We start from the raw sequence: 20,944 nt of genomic DNA, 5'->3' as shown, positions 1-20,944 counted from the left end.
ATTATCTCCTCATAAAGATATTCATCCAATACTTTCCGACATCATCGGGGTTCTCTGCATCATTTCGTTACAAGACTTCATATCTCCCCACCCCGATGACGGTTATCTCCCCTAGAAAAGAGAGTTGTAAAAGCGTTAAGCTGAGGTATTGGCATCATTACATTTATTTTTACCTGCGGCCTCAATGTTAGACTCGCTCCTTGATTCATCTCTAACCCTTAGTCTAAAAACCCCGTTAATTCTGTTGGTTCTCATTGCCCTAGAAGCAGTATTATCAGCAGATAACGCCATTGCTCTCGCTTCCATAGCACAGGGATTAGGAGATCATCAGCGTCAACGTCAGGCCTTGAATATTGGCTTAGTTTTCGCCTATATTCTCCGTATGATCTTGATTCTTACCGCCACCTGGGTGGTTAAATACTGGCAGTTTGAACTTTTGGGAGCAGTATATTTGCTCTGGTTAGTCTTTAATTACTTTGCCTCCCCTGAAGACAAGGATCACAGCCATCATAGTCTCCAGTTTCACTCTCTCTGGCAAGCTATCCCCCTAATTGCCGTTACTGATTTAGCTTTTTCCCTCGATAGTGTCACCACCTCCATCGCCGTGGCCGATGATACTTGGTTGATCCTGCTTGGTGGTACGATCGGAGTAGTTACCCTGCGCTTTATGGCCGGTTTATTTATTCGCTGGTTAGAGGAATACACCCACCTAGAAGACGCTGGTTTTGTCACCGTCGGTTTGGTGGGTTTAAGATTGCTGTTGCGGGTGATTAGTCCCGATTTTGTGCCGCCGGAATGGATTATGATCAGTTTAATTGCTCTCCTCTTTGCTTGGGGTTTCTCAAAACGCAACGATCGAGAACCAATAGAGAGTGATACCATCCAATCTGATAAATTACCTTGACACTCCCGTTGCCTAAAGGCATGGGGATTATTCGTTCACGGGGAGATGCCTTATAAAAGCAGTGCCTTTACTTGGTCTTACTCTCCCTCCGGAAGTAGTAGCGGTATGCCTACCGCCAAAATTCGTAAACCTTCATCTCGAATATTCTTAGCGGCATTGATGTCTCGATCGTGACTTTCTCCTCGTTAAACTATGCGAGGCTAAATTGTCAAGATTTTAGTCGTGCTTCGCTGTTTTACATTGGTCGGGGCTTCATCCCGTCGCGCTAAGGGCGACGGGATGAAGCCGTGAGCTTTTGCCGAACGGTCTTCACCCCGACATTTGAGATAAACTAATAACCATCTCCGCTCGTTTAGATTTCGTTATGACCAACACATTAGACGATAAAGCCATAGTCAAGGACTATTTTAACGCCACAGGATTCGAGCGCTGGCGCCGGATTTATGGGGATGGCGAAGTTAACAAAGTACAAAAAGATATTCGCATCGGTCATCAACAGACGATCGATACCATTATCGGTTGGTTAGAAAGTGATGACAATTTACCCAATCTCTCGATCTGTGATGCCGGTTGTGGAGTCGGTAGTCTTAGTATTCCCCTCGCTAAAGCTGGCGCCACTATTTTCGCGAGTGATATTTCCGAGAAAATGGTGACAGAAGCCAAGGAAAGAGCCGCTAAAGAGTTAGCAGATACTGGTAAACTCACCTTTGCGGTTCAAGATTTAGAAGCATTAACTGGCCAATATCACACGGTCATCTGTCTTGATGTTCTCATTCACTATCCCACAGAAGAAGCCTTAGGCATGATTAAACACTTGGGATCCCTAGCTCAATCCCGTTTAATCCTCAGTTTTGCCCCTAAAACCTGTTTATTAACCATTCTCAAGAAAATTGGTCAATTTTTTCCCGGTCCGAGTAAAACCACTCGTGCTTATCAACACAAGGAAAAAACTATTATCGCCGCTCTCAACGAAAATGGCTTTAAAATTGAACGGAAGAGTATGACTAGCACTCGTTTCTATTTTTCCCGTATCCTCGAAGCTGTCCGCAGCGAATAAATAATGGCAGTCACCACCAGCAAATTAATCGAGTGGAAACAGCAAAAACGCGCGATTGTCACCCTCACAGCTTGGGATTATCCGATCGCGCGACTGCTCGATCAAGCGGGAATTGATATTATCTTGGTAGGTGATTCCTTAGCTATGACCGCTTTGGGCTATCCTACCACTTTACCGATCACCCTAGAGGCGATGATTCACCACGCGGCGGCCGTGTCTCGCGGGGTAAAACAAGCTTTAGTTGTCTGTGATTTGCCTTTTCTCAGCTATCAGGAAAGTGTCAGTCAGGCAATTCACTCGGCGGGAAGGATGTTAAAGGAAGCGGGAGTGCAAGGGGTAAAATTAGAGGGAGGTTATCCCGCTATGATCGAGACTATTAGCCGTTTAACCCAGATAGGCATCCCTGTTATCGGTCATATCGGATTAACTCCCCAGTCGGTGCATCGGTTAGGATACCGTCAGCAGGGAAAAACCCCATCGGATGCACAAAGATTAATCGAGGAAGCTTTAGCCTTAGAGAAAGCGGGAGTATTTGCCCTGGTTTTGGAACATATTCCCGCTAATTTAGCCGCTACTATTACCGATAAATTGACTATCCCGACGATTGGTATCGGTGCGGGGGAAGATTGTGATGGTCAGGTGTTAGTAACGGCGGATATTCTAGGATTAACCGAAAAAGCTCCCCCTTTTGCCAAAGTTTATGCTAATTTAAGCGAGACAATTACAAAAGCAGTGGTGGAATTTGCCAAGGATGTGAGGAGAAATGAATAGCGGCGAAAAAGCCACCTTTGGGGCTGGTTGTTTTTGGAAAACCGAGGACGCATTTCGGCGTTTACCAGGGGTTTTAGCCACTTCTGTGGGTTATATGGGGGGACATTTCCCCAATCCTAGTTATCTCGATGTGTTATCGCGAATTACCGGTCATGCGGAAGGGGCACAAATTGAATATAATCCCCAAGAAATAAGCTACGAGGCGTTATTAGCCGTTTTTTGGTCAATCCATGATCCGACTCAGTTAAATCGCCAAGGACCGGACCGGGGAGAACAATATCGATCGATTATTTTCTATCACACCCCGGAACAAAAGTTAATCGCCACCGCTGGCAAGCGTCAACTACAACTATCGGGAAAGTTTCAGCAGGATATCGTTACTTTGATCGAACCCGCAGGAGATTATTATCTGGCCGATCAGTCCCATCAACAGTATTTAGAGAAAAAACTGGCTCGATCGGCCGAGGATTTCTAGAAGAAAATATCAAGACAGGATCGGGGTATAATGTAAAATTGCTTTCGCAGGAGATCAGGAAAAATGCCCGAGGCGGTCGGAGTCATTCAAACGTTGGGTTTTCCCCCCGTTTTAGCGGCGGCGGATGCCATGGTTAAAGGGGGACGAGTCACCCTAGTTTATTTTGATCTAGCGGAAAGGGGCGAATTTTTAGTGGCGATTCGCGGTCCGATTTCCGAGGTTAAACCAGCAGTAGAGGCCGGATTAGCGGCGGCAATGAGGGCTTTTGGTGGTAATGTGGTCAGTCATTACATCGTACCGAATCCTCCAGAAAATGTACTGGCGGTTTTACCAGTGCAGCATACGCCTAAGTCGGACCGTTTTCGCAGTTAATTTCCCTAGGGATTGGCCCCAAACTAGACTATAGTTAAAGACTGGAAAATAGATTGGATTCTATCAATTGAACTTATCTGATTTTTGTTATTAGGAGTTAATTTATGACAGCCCAACCCGCGGTGGGATCGATCGAGACCAAAGGTTTCCCCGGTATTCTAGCGGCCGCCGATGCGATGGTAAAAGCAGGACGGATCACGATTGTTGGTTATTTAAGGGCAGGCAGCGCCCGTTTTACCCTCAATATTCGCGGGGATGTACAGGAGGTAAAAACCGCTATGGCTGCCGGCATTGAAGCCGTCAATAAAACCGAGGGGGCAGCTTTAGAAACCTGGGTAATTATTCCCCGTCCTCACGATAACGTGGTGGCTATTTTACCGATCGATTATAGCGAGGCAGTGGAACCTTTTCGCGCCGCCGCCGACGGCGCGATCGCTCCAATCCGTCGTTAATATTCAAGGTTAATTTTTTGTTATCGGTTGAAACTTGTCTAGTTCCAACTTAGTTTTTGTTGACATCCTCACCGTCTGTAAAACGGACGGTGATTCCGAAACCTAAAAATTGTGGTCGTCAGTTTGTCATTAATTCCAGTCGGAATCAGGTATCAGAAGAAACAAAACAATGTGATAAGTTTTGCTTGAGTAAAATAACTTTTAACATAATTTTTATTAGGTTCTTCGGTAGGTACTATGCTAGGGTTGGCTGAATAAATCTAAAAACCTTGTTGGGTAAGACTTTTAGACTTTTTTGGCCTCAAAAAGTGCCAACCCTTGGAGTGATCGGGGGTAAAATTCCGGGACTTTTTCCCTGAAAATTAGGTAATTGACCCCCTCAAAATCGGTAAAACCCTACACCCTACACCCGTTCGGACCTCGGCGTGAGCTTTTGTCGAACGCTGAGATCACGGCCGAAGCCCACACCCCACACCCTGCCCCCAGAAAAAACTTTTTCAGCAGACCCTATGCTAGGGTTTGCTGAAAAAGTTTGTTGGTGGGGTTAGGAGTCAGGAGTCTCCGAGTCAGTAGCCGGTCGTCGGGAGGGGAAGTCAGAATAACAGAATGACCTCGCAGGTCTGGAAGCGGAACCCTTCGAAATCGAAGAGCGAAAGTGCAAGGGTTTTGAGTCCCTCGGATCGATTTCTCAACCTTTGTTTTTGGGACTTTTTGGGCTAATACCAAATTTCTAAATCCATGACAGACATCCACGCTCGAATGCTTGCCAAGCCTGCATTCGTTGTGACGCGAATAAAGAAAAATGGTATCCTATTGGTGATTTTCTCTCACTTAAGGTGAGCAGCAGAAGTTGTTCAAAGAGGGCGAAGGCAATTCGCCCCTACAATAATATTATTTCGCCAATGGTAGGGGCGCACCGCGTGCGCCCAAAATGTCATCTGGATATTTCGACAAAATTGAGATGCACCAGGCATAACCATCTCTGTCATTACTTTTGAAAAATGGTATAAAAAAGTCGCAAAACCGTTTTCTAGCAAGGCTTCCAGTAATTTTCAGCAAGCCATATGCTAGGGACTCTTTGCTTATCAAAACCTTATTCGTCAAGTCTGGTATTTGTGATTGCATAACAAGTACCGAAGAACCGATAATATTAGGTTGAGGTCTACTGATTACTGAAATGCTGAAGATAAATTTTTTCGTTGTGTTTGATTGATTGAAAAAAATCGACAATGGGACGAGGATAATTAACCCCTAAAATCACCCCATAACGCCTTTGTTCCTCTGGAGATAATTTATAAGGTTCGTGAATTTTATCGCCTTTTATTAGGGCTAATTCGGGCAACCAGTGACGTAAATAATCACCTTTAGGATCATAGTCTTTCGACTGTTTAGGGATATTAAAATAGCGAAATCCTCGTGCGTCATTACCGACACCAGCAGTGTAATTCCAATTACCCCAATTACTACAGACATCGTAATCAATTAATAATGACTCGAACCATTCTGCTCCCATGCGCCAATCAATACCGAGATTTTTGGTCAGAAAACTAGCGACATTTTGCCGGCCACGATTTGACATAAATCCCGTAGCGGATAATTCTCTCATATTAGCATCTACAAGGGGATAACCGGTTTTTCCCTCACACCAGAGATTAAATCTTTCCCAATCTTCTAACCAAGGCAAATTAAGTTCTTGCAAACCAGATTTATAGAAGATTTTATTCCCGTGTTTACTGCAAATAAATCGAAAAAAATCTCGCCATAATAATTCAAAAATCAGCCAATAGGTAGAGTCATTTTTTACTCTTGTTTGCTCATATTTTTGTACTTCCTCATAGATATAACGGGGGGAAAGACAGCCAAAACTTAACCAAGCTGAGAATTTTGAGGAATAATTAGTCCCTAACATTTCATTGCGGGTTTCCTTATAGGTTTTTAAGGAATCACTATCCCAAATATATTCCTTAACCCGTGATTTTCCTACCATTTCACCCCCTTGAAACGACAAAACACCTCCCCAGTCTAGAATTGGTTCTGTTAAGCCTAAATCGTTTAAACTCGGAAGATTTCCCAAATCTATATTGGGCAATTTTGTCAAATTTTTAGGACTGGGATAAGTTGCTCTTATTTGCCAATGACGTTCTACTTGTTTACGAAAATTAGTAAATAATTCTGGTAATTGATTAAGAGTAAAAGGTAAGTCATCAGGATGGTATAAAGTGGCTGTCCAAAAAGTTTTTATCTGCCGGGGAACCATGGATAAAGCCTTATTTACAGCTTTTTCTACCGCTAATTCCTCTGCTGTTACCTCTTGATGATAATAAACCCTGGCTATCTGCAATTCTTGAACTAATTGCGGGATAATTTCTTCTGGTTTTCCCCGTCGGATAATTAAATTACCGCCTAAACCTTCCAGAGATTGTCGTAAATTGGCTACGCTTTCTAATAAAAATTTAGCCCGGAACTTGCCTGTTTTGGGAAACCCGTAGGAAGTAAGACCAAATTGACGCTCATCAAAACAATAGAAGGGAATTATCTCTAATTGTTCTTGAACAGCTTGATAAATTGCCTCGTGATCGTGAAGCCGCAGATCATGGCGATACCAGATTAAAACCCGCATTTAACATCAATTAAAAGTTGATAACCGATCAATAAGTAGGGTTTGCTGAATAAATGTGAAATGTAGGTAAGGTAAGGGTTTTGTGGCTTTTCTCGTGAAACAGGTGCAAGATTTTGAGAGAATCGTGGTTCAAAACCTTGCATCTTCATCGGCCCGCGTCCTGTAGGGGCGAAGCATTCGGACAATAACCTATCGGTGAAACCTTAGATTTTCTATCCGAATGCTTCGCCCGTACTTTTTGCTGCAAACCCTAAGTAGTTAGGTGTTAAAAACCATCATACACCCCCCTTAATAAGGGGGGATTAAGGCATACACCCCCCTTATTAAGGGGGGATATATCTTCAATTTAATTATCTTTTGCCGTAGTAATGGCCATAGTAACGATAATTGTGGTCTTTCCGACTAACGTTATTAGCCACTAAACCTAACAGGGAAATGTGGGATAATCTCAGATCTTCGAGCAGATTTTTAAGGGCAAAGCGATCGGTTTTGCCCAGTTTGGTGACGAGAATCAGTCCGGTGGCCATGGCGGCGAGAATTTTCGCATCGGCAAAGGCGACGAGCGGTGGTAGATCGTAGATAATTAGATCGAAGGCGTGGTCTTGCTGTAATTGCGAGATAATTTCCTGCATTCTCTGGGAAGAAAGCAAGCGGGTTGGATCTGGGGGAATTGGACCGGAGGTAAGAATCGATAAATTCTCGTAGCGGGGTAGGGATTGAATGGCCTCGTTCCAATCGAGACCCTCGGCGATGACATTACTAAGGCCGTGGTCGTTATCGAGATTAAGTCGATGGTGAATCTGGGGTCGTCGCAGGTCGGCATCCACCAGTAAGACTCTTTGTCCCATACCAGCGGCCGCCTTAGCGATATTGATTGCCATGGTGGTTTTACCATCTCCCGGTGATAGAGAACTAATCACGAGGGACTTGAGGGGGGAATCGGAACCGAGGAGACGAATATTGGTGTTAAGAGTGCGGAAAGCTTCCGAGAAGGGGGAGAAATTATAGTAGGACGGGTTTTCGTTGGCTGATTTTAGGGTAGTATTAGGGATAGTAATTTTGCGATCGCCGACTGTTAACTGGGGTAGGGCGGCGGTGATCACTTTTTCGATCGTGCCGAGGTCTTTTTGCCAGGGAATTGCGCCTAAAAGGGGTAGTTTAGTATCTTCTTTTAGTTCATCTGCACTATGATGAACGGGGTCTAATCTTTCAGCTAAAAAGGCCGCCCCCATACCTAGTAACAGACCACCGATAACCCCTAAAGCTAGATTTCGCACGGGTTTAGGAGAAACGAATTCTTCCTCTACTTCTGGAGGGGCGATCAGTTGCCAAGGGACGACCTGTTGTGCCACCTTGAGTTGGAGTTTTTGTTGTTCCTCCAGAAAACGGCCGAGACTGGTGGTGGCGATTTCCAATTCTCGCTGCAAATCCGTATAACGACGGGCTAAAACCGCCAGATTTTTGACCGAGGCTTTCTGTTGTTCGAGGGCTTGGGCAAGGGATTCTACCTTAACTTCTAGGGTTTGGCGACTGTTAGCGGCTTCCACCAATTGTTGGGTTAATTCTACTCGCAAAGCGCTCCGTGACACCAAAGCCGGAGAATTACCCACTGTCTGGGGCAGTTTTTCCCCTAGGGTTCTTTGGGCCTCCTTTTGCAGTAGGGGCAGTAAATTGGCTCTTTTTTCCTCTAGGGTGGCGATTATCGGGCTATCTTTCGCAAAAACTGCCGATTGTTTGGCCAATTCCACTTCTACTTCCTGCAGCTGCTTGAGCAAATCTTGATAACCGGGGGATTCACTGAGATAAGTGGCGATAATTGCTTGATTCGGGGCTAATCCCACCTGTTGCTGTAAAGCTTGATAGCGAGAGTTAATTTCGTTAAGGGCGACTTGGGCTGCCCGATACTCTTGTTCGGTAGTGGTTAACTGTTGTGATAAACGAGTCGCCTCTTTGTCAGGATCGAGGAAATTGTATTGCTGCCGGAATTGCTGCATTTGTTTTTGTAGAGAATTAACTCGTTCCTGCAGCACGGGCAATTGTGCATTGACAAAATCTAACCCTTGATTAATTTCGGTCTTCCGTTCCTGAGAACTATAGTTTAGGTAGTGACGGGCTAAATTATCTAAAACCAGCTGAATTTTTTTCGGTTCCGCATCTTGATAGGAAATTTCTAAAACTTTTGTCTCTTTTAATTGACTAATTTTGAGATCAGATTTGCCAGTTTTACTAATTAAATCACTGTAGGTAAAGTCGGGATATTGAGGAGTTATTTTACTAAGGATGGGGTTAAGGAGTTGAGGACTTGTTAAAACAGCGATCTGGGTATCATAATCGATATCTTCACCCCCTAACTGAGGCAGGATATCTTGGGCTGCCAACCCGAGAGAATTTTTATTTTCCTCAATGGGTTGACCGATGAGCAGCAGGAATTTACCTTGATAGATAGGGGTTTTTAAGAAAGTCCAAGTAGCGATCGCTGCTGTCAGCCCGAGGGTGATACCAGCGATTAACCACCAGCGATGCTTGATGACAGAAAGGACTTGACGCAGGTTGAGTTCCTCTTCTTCCTCGGTCACGGAGGGTATAAAAGCGGGTTGAGCAAAAACTGGCAGATTTGCTTGACTTTGGGTTTTTAAAGCCCCGTTTTGTTGGTTGTTCATCATTAATCAAATAGTCAAGGGATAACTCTATTAAAAGATTTTGCGGTAGCAATCTGGCTCGATTAATCACCGCTTAATCATAACACCGTGCTACGATGATAACCCTAGTTTTTCCAGAACTGCTAATTTTTGTGCTGCTTCGTCAGATCAGAACATTCATGGGTAGCCATTCTATAAATCTCGGTTCTTCGTTACTGGGTAAGTATCTAAGCACAATTAATTATACATCTAAGCCACTACTCCGTCAGACTGCTGCTGTGATCAGTAAACAGTGAACTGAAAACTCAAATCCGATCCCTAATAGCTGTCTTGTGAGTCTCGGAGTCTCGGAGTCTCGACTAGGAAATTAATTTTGCACGACTACTTATGGTTCGAATCGGGGGGCATAAATCGACTAAATCCTTATCTGGCAAGAGACTTAATTGATTAGTTCGTTCTAGCTCGAAAACAATTGACAAAAATCCCTGAATATCTTTCTAGATAAAGGTTTCATCCCTTATAACCCTGTCCGTTGCATAAGACAAACCGAAGAACCCAAACTTTTTCAGCAGACCCTATCTAAGGTGACAAATAGCTCGATAAATCAGCGAAAATCTCGATAAAATCTTGCTTTTTCAGCCTACTACATTGCCAAACACTACCAACTAAACTGGTATTTAGCATCATTAGATACAGATTTCCAGCGGTCGATTGGTTTTGATAGAAATATAAATATCGATCGCCTGCTACCAATCTTGATGAAAAGACGGTATTTTCTGGCTTTTATCGGCTCAATTGCCCTTATTTGGTTATTATCTCCAGGCATAAACCTTTTTTCCGCTACTATCGCCACCGCCCAAACCCAGACAATTCTAGTTTCTGCCGCCGCTAGTCTCAAAGATGCCCTAGAAGAAATCAAGCCGAGGTTTGAAAAAGCCCATGCCAAGATTAAAGTTAACTATAACTTCGGTGCGTCGGGGGCTTTGCAACAGCAAATCGCACAAGGTGCACTCGCCGATGTTTTCGTCTCGGCTGCGACTAAGCAAATGGACGCTTTAGCAAAAGCTGGTTGGATTGATACAAGTACCAGTAGAAACCTGCTCACTAATCGCCTAGTTTTAATCGTTCCCAAGAATTCCACCCTAAAAATCAGCGATTTTCGTTCCCTGACTAACAGTAATGTCAAAAGAATTGCCGTGGGTGAACCGCGCAGCGTTCCCGTCGGTCAGTACAGCGAAGAAGTTTTGAAAAATCTCGGCATTTTAGAGCAAATAAGACCAAAACTGGTCTTTGCCAACTCCGTCCGTAATGTTCTCGCCGCCGTAGAAACCGGTAACGCCGATGCTGGCATTGTTTACATCACCGATGCCAAAATTTCCGACCAAGTAAAAGTAGTGGCTACGGCTGCCAATAATCTTCATTCTTCGATTATTTACCCGATAGCTGTGATCAAAGCTAGTAAAAACCCGCAAGCTGCCAAGACTTTCGCCCAATATCTCACTAGGACAGCCGCTAAAAACATTTTTGAAAAATTCGGCTTCGCAATAGCCAGATAAACAATGTCAGACTTTTCCCCCCTATGGATATCCCTGAAAACCGCCACCATTGCCCTGATAATCATCTTTTTTCTCGGTATTGCCGCCGCTTATTGGATGTTAGGCTATCGCGGACGGTGGAAATCCCTAATCGAGGGAGTTTTCGTTGCGCCCTTAATCTTGCCACCGACGGTGGTAGGGTTCATTTTACTGCTCCTATTCGGCAAAAACGGACCATTAGGACAGTTATTAGACTTATTTAACTTTCGCATCGTTTTTACTTGCTATGCCGCCATCATTACTGCGACGGTGGTAGCTTTTCCCCTGATGTACAAAACCACCCTAGGGGCTTTTGAACAGGTGGATGCCAATCTTTTACAGGTTGCCCGCACCTTGGGCGCGACGGAGAGAAAAATATTCTGGCGCGTACTTTTGCCCCTCTCCTTCCCCGGGGTATTAGCAGGATTAACCCTAGCTTTTGCCCGCGCTTTGGGGGAATTTGGGGCGACTTTGATGTTAGCCGGTAATATTCCGGGGCAAACTCAAACTATCCCGATGGCGATTTTCTTCGCTGTGGAAGCAGGAGCGATGACCGAGGCTTGGATATGGGTGTTTATTATCATATTAATCTCCCTATCGGGGATTATCGCCGTTAATCTCTGGCAAAGTCAACGCAAACAGCAATTAGGACGACCGGGAGAAAGCAAACCTAACGAGATGGAGGACTGGCTGCCACCCTGGGAGGGTCGCAATTTTGCCCTTTTAGAAGCTGAAAATCAGCATTATAGGGATAAAATAGGCTTATTTGTTGACATAGAGAAATATTTACCCGGTTTTAACCTCTCGGTAACTTTTAACTGCCAAAATCAGCCCCTAGGACTATTAGGGGCTTCGGGGTCGGGAAAAAGCCTGATTTTGCGATCGCTGGCTGGTGTGGAAACGCCCTCAAGGGGTCGTATTGTCTTAAATGGTCGCATTCTCTTCGATTCCGAAAAGGGAATTAATCTCCCCAGTCGTCAGCGTCGTATCGGTTTTGTGGTGCAGAATTATGCCCTTTTTCCCCATCTCACCGTGGCAGAAAATATCGCTTTTGGTCTCTCGCAAAAGTTACCCACAAAAATTATCCGTCAGCAGATTGCCACCCAATTAGAATTAGTGCAGTTACCCGGCATGGAAAACCGTTATCCCCATCAATTATCGGGGGGACAACAGCAACGGGTCGCCATCGCTCGCGCTTTAGCTAGTCGTCCGGAAGCTTTATTATTAGATGAGCCTTTTTCTGCCCTTGATACCCATCTACGCGCTCAATTAGAACGTCAGATGATCAAAACTTTAAGTAATTACGATGGCGTGACAATTTTTGTTACCCATAATATGGATGAAGCTTATCGAATATGTGAGAATTTATTAGTTATGGAAAAAGGGCGGGCAATTGCCAATAATTCTAAACAGAAAATTTTTGAGCGACCAGATAGCGTTAGTTTGGCAAAAATTACTGGCTGTAAGAATTTTTCCCGTGCTATTATCATTAATAATCAACAATTGGAAGCCATTGATTGGGATGTTAAATTACACACCGTCCCTAGGATTCCCGACTATTTAGCTCACACGGGAATTCGCGCCCATCAAATTATTTTTGGTCGAGATTTAAGCAATATTAATACTTTTCCCTGTTGGTTAGCTAATGCCATTGAAGGACCCCATCGGGTGACTCTCTATCTGAAACTTAATCAACCCTCGAACCACGATCGAGATTTTCATATCCAAGCAGAGTTATATAAGGATAAATGGTTAGAAATTAAGGAGAAAGCTCTGCCTTGGACTGTTACTTTATCTCCCCAGCGTTTATTATTATTAAAATAATGCGCTAACTCAACGAACCCCCATGAGTACCCACCCAGACTCACGCACTGCTGGGGAGTTAGATTGCCAAACAGAGATTTTGATGCTAATAAGCTAAGACGCATTTTAACCGCCTATCCTTAGATTAGCTGAATCTCCTCCAACCCCCCCTTGCCCTAGGGCATCGTCGACCGTCTCCCCAAAACGAAAACCTCATACCTCGATTACTGATTACTGTTTACCGATAAATCAAGTTAAAATATCCCCTCCTAACATCCGTTGATATTTAGCTTCTAAAGCTTGTTTCAAAGTAGGCAAAGTGATTAAATGGGGGTCATCTAACATAATTTTTTCGGCGGCATCTCTTGCCAAAACCAACACCTCTTGATCCTCGACTAAACTAGCGAGGGCAAAGTCTGGTAAACCCGATTGTCGTTGTCCTAAAACTTCCCCTGGACCGCGAAATCGCATATCCATTTCCGAGATAAAAAAGCCATCTTGGGATTGTTCCAAAACCGTCAATCTTTGACGGGAATTAGCACTATTACTGCCACTTAAAAGTAAACAATAGGATTGATGGGAACCTCTGCCCACGCGCCCCCGTAATTGATGCAATTGTGAAAGGCCAAAACGCTCGGCATTTTCAATTAACATTACCGTGGCATTGGGAACATCCACCCCTACTTCGATAACCGTAGTTGAGACAATAATTTGCAGAATATTATCGCGAAAAGCTGTTAAGATTTCCTCTTTTTCGGCGGAACTCATGCGACCATGAAGTAACCCGATATTAAAATCAGGAAAAATCTTTTCTGATAAATTTTGATATTCTTCCACCGCAGCTCTAACATCTAATTTTTCCGATTCTTCAATCAAGGGAAAAATCACATAAGCTTGTCTACCTTGGGCAATTTCACGCCGAATCAAATCATAGGCAGCCCTTCTTTGATTCCCATTTAAAGCAGTGGTTTGAATCGGTTGCCTGCCGGGTGGTAATTCGTCAATTTGACTCACATCTAAATCCCCATGCAGGGTTAAAGCTAAAGTACGGGGAATCGGTGTTGCTGTCATGGTTAAAACGTGGGGAGACTCTCCTTTGCTTAATAATCTTGCCCTTTGTTGTACCCCAAAGCGATGCTGTTCATCAATAACAACTAAACCTAATTTGCGGAAATTAACTGCATCTTGAATTAGGGCATGAGTTCCCACTAAAAGTGGTAATTCTCCTGTCTCCAATTGGGCGTGAATTTCTCGCCGTTTAGCGGTTTTTGTGGAACCAGTTAATAATTCTACGGGTAAATGTAAGAGATTAAACCAGCTAACTAACTTACGATAATGTTGTTCTGCTAAAACTTCCGTGGGAGCCATTAATGCCGCTTGATAACCAGATTGTAGGGCTGCTAAAATAGCATAAACTCCGACAATTGTTTTGCCAGAACCCACATCCCCCTGCACAAGACGATTCATCGGGGTGCTAGAATCTAAATCCTCTAAAATTTCCCCAATAACTCGTTTTTGAGCATTAGTTAATTGAAAGGGAATTATCTGATTAAATCGATCAATTAGTTGACCCTTAGCACTAAAAACAGCACTTTTCTGTGTCTGACGATACTGTTGCCGCCGCCGCAGAAAACCCAATTGTAAAAAGAAGAATTCATCAAAGACTAATCGCCGTCGCGCTTGACTTAGAATCTCGGCATTATTGGGGAAATGAATGTTAGTAATTGCTGTTTTTAAATCGATTAATCCGTATTGTTTTCTTAGACCGAAAGGTAGGGTATCTTTTATCGCCTCTACTGCCCCAAAAGCGGCGACTACAGCCTTTCTAATTAGGTCGGCGGGTACGCCATCGGTGAGGGGATAAACCGGCAGAATACGCCCAATTTTTAAGGAATCAATACTTGCACCAGAACTGTCTAATAATTCAAATTCAGGATTTTCTAAAGTTAACCCATATTTACCCGCTTTGACTAAACCACTAACCGCCACCACCGAACCCACCGGATAGAGTTTTTTTTGTCCTTCTTGCCAAGCACGATTAGTATAACGAGTTCCCGCATAAAAACGGTTTAACTTTATCTGTCCAGTGCGATCCTGTAACAGCAATTCAAAGATAGCTAACTTGGTATTTTTGGGGCTAGTAAAACAATTACAGCGCTTGACATTCCCCACTAAAGTTACCGTTTCCCCCTCGGTTAAATTAGCAATATTGACTTGACGACTGTAATCAACATGATCCCGAGGATAATAATATAATAAATCTTCAACTTTGTGGAGGTTTAATCTTTCTAAAAGACTGGCTTTTTTCTCTCCCACTTCCGCTAGATATTTCAAGGGTTGTTCGAGGAGAACTTGCCGTGGAGAATTAGCCTTTGCCGTGATGGGAGTGGTATTAATAATTTTCGCCGTGGCTGGTTCTTTTGGGGTGGTGGCTGCTTCTAAAGTTTGCCGTAATTGTTGCAAAAAATTGCGAGTTTCGGTGACTAATTGTTGTCTTTGTCTAGGATTAAATTGGGAATATTGGGCAAATTTTTGGGCTAATTCTCGCCAGCGATTTCTCTCACTGGTGGAAATTCCCACGGGAGGATTATCTCCGAAACTAAGACACAAAAACTCGCTAAAACGGTATTGATTTCCCTGAAGATCGGGATAACCTTTTTCCGCTTCCACAGATAAGGCTTTTTGTAATCTCACCCAGTCGGGTATTTCCCCTTTCATAATTGCCTCTTGACTCCAAATTTCCTAGTATTATGCTTCCTTAATACCTCTGTTTGATCAGAACTGATTAATCATACCAACTACTGCGCCACGCCGCTTCCGCTTGAGCGATAGTATATTCTTTGCGAACACGATGATATTGTTCCCCTAGACGATTTAATTGTTCCCAAAGGGAGCGAATTTGATTTCTTTCGACACTTAAGCGCGCGTCAGCAAATTCCAGTTCAGCCATTCGTAGATGAATTGCCGTTACTTTAGTGACTTTGCCACTTGAAAAATCATTATCATTCCCATCATCTTCATCTTTTTCCTCCTCTGGTTCAGGGTTTTTAGCTTCTACTAAAATGTTTAACATATTATTTCCTCCACCTAGGGATTGTCCCTCCTCTCCCGCTTGAATTGCCCTATCGATAATTTGGCTGGGTAGATTAGGGGGAAGAATATAAGCTTTTTGTAGTTGCTGATTAATTTGTCTAGAGAGATGATTGAGAATCTCGATACAGTTTTTTTCCAGCACTCGACAACAATAAAGTAAAATATCTGGGTTATTAATCTCTCCAGTTGAGGCTAGGTTTTCCCGTTTGTCCAGAAAAAGTTTCAAGAAATCTGGGGTATTTTTCATCTCTGCTGGACTTTTTGGCAATCCTACCCCTGAAAATGCCTCTCGATCGAAGCTCTGCTCGCCCAATTGCTGTAAACTAGCCTTAGCCTCTTGTCCTAGAGTTTTGATCTCCTCTTGCAGTTTCTGACGATTGCTGTGGGAGAGGGCCAGAAATTCCCCCCCATAGTAACGGGTACAGATATGATACACTGCCCCGATCGCCTGTTTATAGAGAGATTCACCAAATGAATCAAGATAAATTCGGTATTTTTCCCGCATTCTTTCGGCTAAATTGGCCACTTCCGTTTCTATGTTCTTTAAATCTTGTTGTAGCTTGTTCAGTCTTCCAGTCATAGAAATTTTACAGAGGGAGAAGTTAGCGATCGGCGAATCCTATTATAGCGACTCACTGTCAGCTATAGCACCCTGACAAGGGGGAGATGCTCAGACTCGCTCGGTTATCAGTTATTTTAGCTATTAGCTTTTCGTAGATCAGCTTTTAGCATTTGTTTTGGCAAAGATAACTGCTAAGTGGGTGAGTGGAATTAAATATAAGATGAACGTAAGTTGGACTTCGGCCGTGAGCTTTTGCCGAACGGTTGAAGCATGAAACCTAACGCCCGCATGGGTTACTTTTAGGGCGGAGATTGTCAAAATGATGCTAGTTAGTAGGAAAACTCTCTATCTCTATGGTAGATAAAGTTAGTTTACTTGGGATAAGCTGTTGACTATCTAAATTACTCGTTAAGACTGCCCCAGAGTGCCGGAGTTGGGAGCAGGGAGAGAAAGTTTGAGCATTTGTACTAAAATTTACAATACGCAGTTTAAATTCAGTACAGCTTAGTTGATTCTGATAGTTGACCGCTTGTACCAATGTGAAAATATGTTCTATATTCTCGCCAATATTCTAACGTTACTAAAACTTGTTCTTCTCTATATAGTTTAGGTTTAGACCCCCTTTTAGATGGCTTCGTCCGTGATCTTTTGCCGAACGGTGAATTAGAGTCGGCTTCAACACTTTCTTACTGCTTCTACCATCTTTCTATATGTTTGTTGATACACACCGAAACGGCGTTTGAACTGTTCAGCTGATAAGTTTTGATCATCCATATTTTTGCTAATAAACATAGCAAAAGTATAGATGATTTCCTGACCTAAGATCACATTTTATTCTTTTTTCGACTTCCATCTAAAAATCGATAAAAAAGCCAAAACACCCATTATACCATAAAAAAATTATGCAAGAGGTCTACTATCCTCCGATGCTGCCGCTTCTAGGCTGGTAATTGCGGTTTCTGCCGTAGCAGTTTGATAAACCTGTTCATTTCTAGCAAATAAATTGCTCATATCTTGAGAATAATTAGAAGCGATCGATAATAAAGCTCCCGCAAAAATATAGAGAGGTAAAGGTAAAATAAAACCCTTCGCCCACTGATAAAATTCTACCAATAAAAACAACAATACACAACCCACAACCCATACTTTCATCACAGTTTTTTCTCCTATTTTGACGAGAAAAGGTGAGCAAAAAGCCCACCTTTTATTTAACTAATTCCAGTGAGAACTTATTCAATCACGGGAGCGATTAACTCACGTCTTTCACCGGAAATAACTTTCACCTTACCTTCCTCATCGATATCGACCATGGCCGTATCACCATCACCCACGCGTCCGGAGAGAATTTCCTCAGCCAGAACATCTTCCAAGAGACGCATAATCGCACGACGTAAGGGACGAGCGCCGTAGGCCGGATTATAACCCTCCTCGATCAAGCGTTCTTTAAACTTATCAGTAACAGACAAAGTAATATTTTGTTCTGTCAGACGTTTAAACACATCCTTGAGCAGGATTTCGGCGATTTCCTTGACTTCTTCCTTATTGAGTTGACGGAAGACAATAATCTCATCGAGACGGTTGAGGAATTCCGGACGGAAATATTGTTTTAATTCCTCATTAACCAGCGATCGAATGCGGTTATACTGGGCCTCAGCTTGATTATCGGCAAACTCGAAACCTAAACCACCGCCACCCTTCTCGATCACTTTAGAACCGATGTTCGAGGTCATGATCAACAGGGTATTTTTAAAGTCCACTGTGCGACCTTTAGCATCGGTCAAACGTCCATCTTCAAGGATTTGCAGAAGCATATTGAAGACATCGGGGTGAGCTTTTTCGATTTCGTCGAATAGCACCACCGTATAGGGACGACGACGCACCGCTTCCGTTAATTGTCCCCCTTCGTTGTAACCAACATAACCCGGAGGTGAACCGATCAACTTAGAAACCGTGTGCCGTTCCATGTATTCCGACATATCGAGACGGATCATCGCATCTTCGGAACCAAAGAAATAAGCGGCCAGAGCTTTAGTTAACTCGGTTTTACCTACCCCCGTCGGACCTGAGAAGATAAAGGAAGCAATGGGACGGTTGGGATTTTTCAGACCGACGCGAGCGCGACGAATGGCGCGGGACACCGCTTTAACTGCGTCCTCTTGACCGATGAGACGCTGATGCAGGGTATCTTCCATGTGCAGCAGTTTCTCGGATTCGGTTTCGGTCAGTTTATTGACGGGAACCCCAGTCCAAGAAGCGACGATGTGAGCGATTTCCTCCGCGTCAACAAAGGGTTCGTCGTTGCCATCTTCGCCTTTTTTGGTGGAAGCGAGATTACGGATCTGGGTTTTGATTTCCATTTCCCGATCGCGCAATTCCCCAGCTTTCTCGAAGTCTTGACCGCGCACCGCGTCATCTTTTTGTTTGAGAATTTGCCGCAGTTCTTTATCTAATTCCTTGGCTGCTGGAGGCAATTGGGAATTAATCAAGCGCACTCTCGAACCAGCTTCATCGATTAAATCGATCGCCTTGTCTGGTAAGAAGCGATCGCTAATGTAGCGATCGGACAATTTCGCCGCCGCTTCCAGGGCCTCATCTAAGATTTTTAATTTGTGGTGCTGTTCGTAGCGTTCCCGGAGACCGTAGAGAATTTCGATCGTTTCTTCTACGGAGGGTTCACCGACCATAACCGGTTGAAAACGTCTTTCTAGAGCCGCATCCCGTTCGATATGTTTGCGGTACTCATCCAAGGTCGTCGCCCCGATACATTGTAGTTCTCCTCGGGCCAAAGCCGGTTTGAGAATATTGGCCGCATCGATCGCCCCTTCGGCTGCCCCGGCACCGATGAGAGTATGAACTTCATCGATCACAAGGATGACGTTACCCGCTTGGCGAATTTCGTCCATGATTTTTTTGAGGCGTTCCTCAAATTCGCCGCGATATTTGGTTCCCGCCACTAACAAGCCGATATCGAGGGTGACAACCCGTTTTTCTTCGAGAATGTCGGGAATATCCTTGTTAGCGATGCGTTGGGCCAATCCTTCTGCGATCGCTGTTTTACCTACCCCCGGTTCCCCAATCAGGACTGGGTTATTTTTGGTACGACGGCCAAGAATTTGGATGACGCGCTCGATTTCCTTTTGTCGGCCGACCACGGGATCGAGTTTACCCTCGCTGGCCATTTGGGTTAGATTGGAACCGAATTCATCAAGAGTCGGGGTTTTAGTGCGACCTTGGGAAGATGAACCGGCGGCCACTTCGGCGGTTTCCCCTAACATTCTGATCACTTGGGTGCGAACTTTCGAGAGATCCACGCCGAGATTTTCCAGAACCCTAGCGGCCACACCTTCCCCTTCGCGAATTAGTCCTAAAAGGAGATGTTCTGTGCCAATATAGTTATGGCCCAGTTGACGGGCTTCTTCGAGGGAGAGTTCTAAAACTCGTTTGGCTCTGGGGGTGAAGGGAATTTCCACGGCTACGAATCCGGAACCGCGACCGATGATTTTCTCCACCTCCACGCGCGCATCTTTGAGATTGACACCCATGGACTTGAGGACTTTGGCGGCAACTCCCGTTCCCTCTCCAATTAGTCCTAGTAAAATCTGCTCTGTTCCCACGAAGTTATGGCCAAGGCGGCGGGCTTCTTCTTGGGCGAGCATGATTACTTTAATGGCTTTTTCCGTAAATCTTTCAAACATAGCCTATCCATCACCTACACAAGCGACCCTAGATATGCTGATTTTAGCACGGCTTTTTAGTTTAGCCCTCTTTCAGTGATCAGTTATTGGCGAGCGGCTATTAGTTATAGCGTTGAAGATTTTTTCTGGAGTCAATCGGTCTTAGCTGACTTGCGGAGATGCCAGAAATCTGGCAGATTGTGGTTTTAGCCCTCTCGAAACCTGCCGATAAGTTGTTCACCCTTGCATAATCCCCTAGGGTCGTGGTCATCCCCTTGCCCATTTTCAGGTCAAAACTCGAAGTATAAGCAGATTAAATATTACTACCTATTGACAAATTAGTATATATGTTGTACGACGGGGTAACATACAGAAAGTTGACCTATATCGTTACTCTGGACAGTGTTGTGCAGAAAGTTTTCGTATAATGTGTAGTTAGACCTAATATCAACCAGCGAAATCTTAATGCTAGGCTTGGTAATACCATAGAGAAGCTATTCATGAAGTTTAGACTTTTAACGTTTGTTTCTTTAATTCTTTTGACTGGATGTGGTAACTCTACCCCTGACGTTGTAGAGCAGTCATCTCCTTCAGTTCCCATATCTTCTAGCCAAGCATTACCAGCTATTAAAATCAGCGACATTGCAGGAAATACACCTGATGTAGTTGCGAAAGTTCTTGGTTCACCGACCTCAACAGAAACAGTAAATCCAAGTCGTACCCCTTGCCCATGTGAAAAACGGATTTATAAAAATGGCGAAATTGAAATCGTATTTATGGAGGGGAAAGCCGATTGGATAACTGTCAATCTTCCTCCTTCCCAAGTTGATACTTCCGGTTCCTATTCGTCAGTTCAGCAGTTTGATAACCCTACTTATACCTATATCAAAGTCAAAACAAACTGATGAATTTAAATGTAGTGTTTTCTTTTTTATGAATAGTAAGGTA

Annotated in this window: 15 protein-coding genes and 2 pseudogenes; 9 read left to right on the top strand and 8 right to left on the bottom strand. The window is 43.9% G+C overall.

The window, feature by feature from the left end; all coding sequences use genetic code 11:
- The first annotated feature begins 184 nt into the window (after positions 1-184).
- The gene (locus tag GQR42_RS21565) at positions 185-904 is read left to right on the top strand and encodes a TerC family protein (RefSeq protein ID WP_158201557.1); all 720 of its coding nucleotides are present in this window, start codon (positions 185-187) and stop codon (positions 902-904) included.
- A 27-nt stretch (positions 905-931) separates the two neighbouring features.
- On the opposite strand, the pseudogene GQR42_RS29055 reads toward GQR42_RS21565, so the two are convergent.
- A pseudogene (locus tag GQR42_RS29055) lies at positions 932-1,080 on the bottom strand (RNA-guided endonuclease TnpB family protein); the annotation flags it as partial.
- Positions 1,081-1,268: 188 nt separating this feature from the next.
- Here GQR42_RS29055 and bchM point away from each other — a divergent pair.
- The 5 genes from bchM (at position 1,269) to GQR42_RS21540 (ending at position 4,031) form a co-directional block, all read left to right on the top strand.
- A complete protein-coding gene (gene bchM, locus GQR42_RS21560) occupies positions 1,269-1,961 on the top strand; it encodes a magnesium protoporphyrin IX methyltransferase (protein ID WP_158201556.1) in 693 nt (230 codons plus the stop codon).
- 3 nt (positions 1,962-1,964) lie between these two features.
- A complete protein-coding gene (gene panB / locus GQR42_RS21555) occupies positions 1,965-2,732 on the top strand; it encodes a 3-methyl-2-oxobutanoate hydroxymethyltransferase (RefSeq protein ID WP_158201555.1) in 768 nt (255 codons plus the stop codon).
- A complete protein-coding gene (msrA, locus tag GQR42_RS21550) occupies positions 2,725-3,207 on the top strand; it encodes a peptide-methionine (S)-S-oxide reductase MsrA (RefSeq protein ID WP_158201554.1) in 483 nt (160 codons plus the stop codon). The genes panB and msrA overlap by 8 nt, the downstream gene beginning before the upstream one ends.
- 63 nt (positions 3,208-3,270) lie before the next feature.
- Entirely contained in the window at positions 3,271-3,579 is a 309-nt protein-coding gene (locus GQR42_RS21545; RefSeq protein WP_158201553.1) for a carbon dioxide-concentrating mechanism protein CcmK, read from the top strand.
- 104 nt (positions 3,580-3,683) lie between these two features.
- Complete coding sequence (locus GQR42_RS21540) at positions 3,684-4,031, top strand: carbon dioxide-concentrating mechanism protein CcmK (protein WP_008200430.1); 348 nt, start codon at positions 3,684-3,686, stop codon at positions 4,029-4,031.
- A 1,162-nt stretch (positions 4,032-5,193) separates the two neighbouring features.
- Here GQR42_RS21540 and GQR42_RS21535 read toward each other — a convergent pair.
- Both GQR42_RS21535 and GQR42_RS21530 read right to left on the bottom strand, forming a co-directional pair.
- The gene (locus tag GQR42_RS21535; protein WP_158201552.1) at positions 5,194-6,651 is read right to left on the bottom strand and encodes a DASH family cryptochrome; all 1,458 of its coding nucleotides are present in this window, start codon (positions 6,649-6,651) and stop codon (positions 5,194-5,196) included.
- Positions 6,652-7,001: 350 nt separating this feature from the next.
- On the bottom strand, positions 7,002-9,314 hold the full coding sequence (locus GQR42_RS21530; RefSeq protein WP_158201551.1) for a GumC family protein: 2,313 nt from the start codon (positions 9,312-9,314) through the stop codon (positions 7,002-7,004).
- A gap of 734 nt (positions 9,315-10,048) precedes the next feature.
- On the opposite strand from GQR42_RS21530, the gene modA reads away from it, so the two are divergent.
- Both modA and modB read left to right on the top strand, forming a co-directional pair.
- Positions 10,049-10,846 carry a molybdate ABC transporter substrate-binding protein gene (gene modA, locus GQR42_RS21525; RefSeq protein ID WP_158201550.1) on the top strand — a complete coding sequence of 266 codons (798 nt, stop codon included), beginning with the start codon at positions 10,049-10,051 and terminating at the stop codon, positions 10,844-10,846.
- A 3-nt stretch (positions 10,847-10,849) separates the two neighbouring features.
- A complete protein-coding gene (gene modB, locus GQR42_RS21520; protein WP_158201549.1) occupies positions 10,850-12,688 on the top strand; it encodes a molybdate ABC transporter permease subunit in 1,839 nt (612 codons plus the stop codon).
- A gap of 228 nt (positions 12,689-12,916) precedes the next feature.
- Here modB and recG read toward each other — a convergent pair whose 3' ends face one another.
- The 5 genes and pseudogenes from recG to GQR42_RS21495 all read right to left on the bottom strand — a co-directional run bounded on the left by recG (position 12,917) and on the right by GQR42_RS21495 (position 20,017).
- Positions 12,917-15,385, bottom strand: coding sequence for an ATP-dependent DNA helicase RecG (gene recG / locus GQR42_RS21515; protein ID WP_158201548.1), 2,469 nt, complete (start codon positions 15,383-15,385; stop codon positions 12,917-12,919).
- A gap of 67 nt (positions 15,386-15,452) precedes the next feature.
- A complete protein-coding gene (locus GQR42_RS21510) occupies positions 15,453-16,340 on the bottom strand; it encodes a hypothetical protein (protein ID WP_158201547.1) in 888 nt (295 codons plus the stop codon).
- Between the two features lie 488 nt (positions 16,341-16,828).
- Positions 16,829-17,114 (bottom strand): annotated as a pseudogene (locus GQR42_RS21505) (helix-turn-helix domain-containing protein); the annotation flags it as partial.
- 108 nt (positions 17,115-17,222) lie between these two features.
- Positions 17,223-17,474: a hypothetical protein gene (locus tag GQR42_RS21500; protein WP_158202543.1), complete on the bottom strand. Its 252-nt coding sequence runs from the start codon at positions 17,472-17,474 to the stop codon at positions 17,223-17,225.
- Positions 17,475-17,551: 77 nt separating this feature from the next.
- On the bottom strand, positions 17,552-20,017 hold the full coding sequence (locus GQR42_RS21495; protein ID WP_158201546.1) for an ATP-dependent Clp protease ATP-binding subunit: 2,466 nt from the start codon (positions 20,015-20,017) through the stop codon (positions 17,552-17,554).
- 479 nt (positions 20,018-20,496) lie between these two features.
- Here GQR42_RS21495 and GQR42_RS21490 point away from each other — a divergent pair, with 479 nt between their 5' ends.
- The gene (locus tag GQR42_RS21490; RefSeq protein WP_043995791.1) at positions 20,497-20,901 is read left to right on the top strand and encodes a hypothetical protein; all 405 of its coding nucleotides are present in this window, start codon (positions 20,497-20,499) and stop codon (positions 20,899-20,901) included.
- Positions 20,902-20,944 lie beyond the last annotated feature (43 nt).

It is taken from the genome of Microcystis aeruginosa FD4, from assembly GCF_009792235.1.
GTDB lineage: Bacteria > Cyanobacteriota > Cyanobacteriia > Cyanobacteriales > Microcystaceae > Microcystis > Microcystis viridis.
This window is presented reverse-complemented; position numbering and strand designations above follow the sequence as displayed.

Coding starts and splice junctions, on each gene's coding strand:
- GQR42_RS21565 (WP_158201557.1), top strand. CDS start 185: ATGTTAGACTCGCTCCTTGATTCATCTCTAACCCTTAGTCTAAAAACC.
- bchM (WP_158201556.1), top strand. CDS start 1,269: ATGACCAACACATTAGACGATAAAGCCATAGTCAAGGACTATTTTAAC.
- panB (WP_158201555.1), top strand. CDS start 1,965: ATGGCAGTCACCACCAGCAAATTAATCGAGTGGAAACAGCAAAAACGC.
- msrA (WP_158201554.1), top strand. CDS start 2,725: ATGAATAGCGGCGAAAAAGCCACCTTTGGGGCTGGTTGTTTTTGGAAA.
- GQR42_RS21545 (WP_158201553.1), top strand. CDS start 3,271: ATGCCCGAGGCGGTCGGAGTCATTCAAACGTTGGGTTTTCCCCCCGTT.
- GQR42_RS21540 (WP_008200430.1), top strand. CDS start 3,684: ATGACAGCCCAACCCGCGGTGGGATCGATCGAGACCAAAGGTTTCCCC.
- GQR42_RS21535 (WP_158201552.1), bottom strand. CDS start 6,651: ATGCGGGTTTTAATCTGGTATCGCCATGATCTGCGGCTTCACGATCAC.
- GQR42_RS21530 (WP_158201551.1), bottom strand. CDS start 9,314: ATGATGAACAACCAACAAAACGGGGCTTTAAAAACCCAAAGTCAAGCA.
- modA (WP_158201550.1), top strand. CDS start 10,049: ATGAAAAGACGGTATTTTCTGGCTTTTATCGGCTCAATTGCCCTTATT.
- modB (WP_158201549.1), top strand. CDS start 10,850: ATGTCAGACTTTTCCCCCCTATGGATATCCCTGAAAACCGCCACCATT.
- recG (WP_158201548.1), bottom strand. CDS start 15,385: ATGAAAGGGGAAATACCCGACTGGGTGAGATTACAAAAAGCCTTATCT.
- GQR42_RS21510 (WP_158201547.1), bottom strand. CDS start 16,340: ATGACTGGAAGACTGAACAAGCTACAACAAGATTTAAAGAACATAGAA.
- GQR42_RS21500 (WP_158202543.1), bottom strand. CDS start 17,474: ATGAAAGTATGGGTTGTGGGTTGTGTATTGTTGTTTTTATTGGTAGAA.
- GQR42_RS21495 (WP_158201546.1), bottom strand. CDS start 20,017: ATGTTTGAAAGATTTACGGAAAAAGCCATTAAAGTAATCATGCTCGCC.
- GQR42_RS21490 (WP_043995791.1), top strand. CDS start 20,497: ATGAAGTTTAGACTTTTAACGTTTGTTTCTTTAATTCTTTTGACTGGA.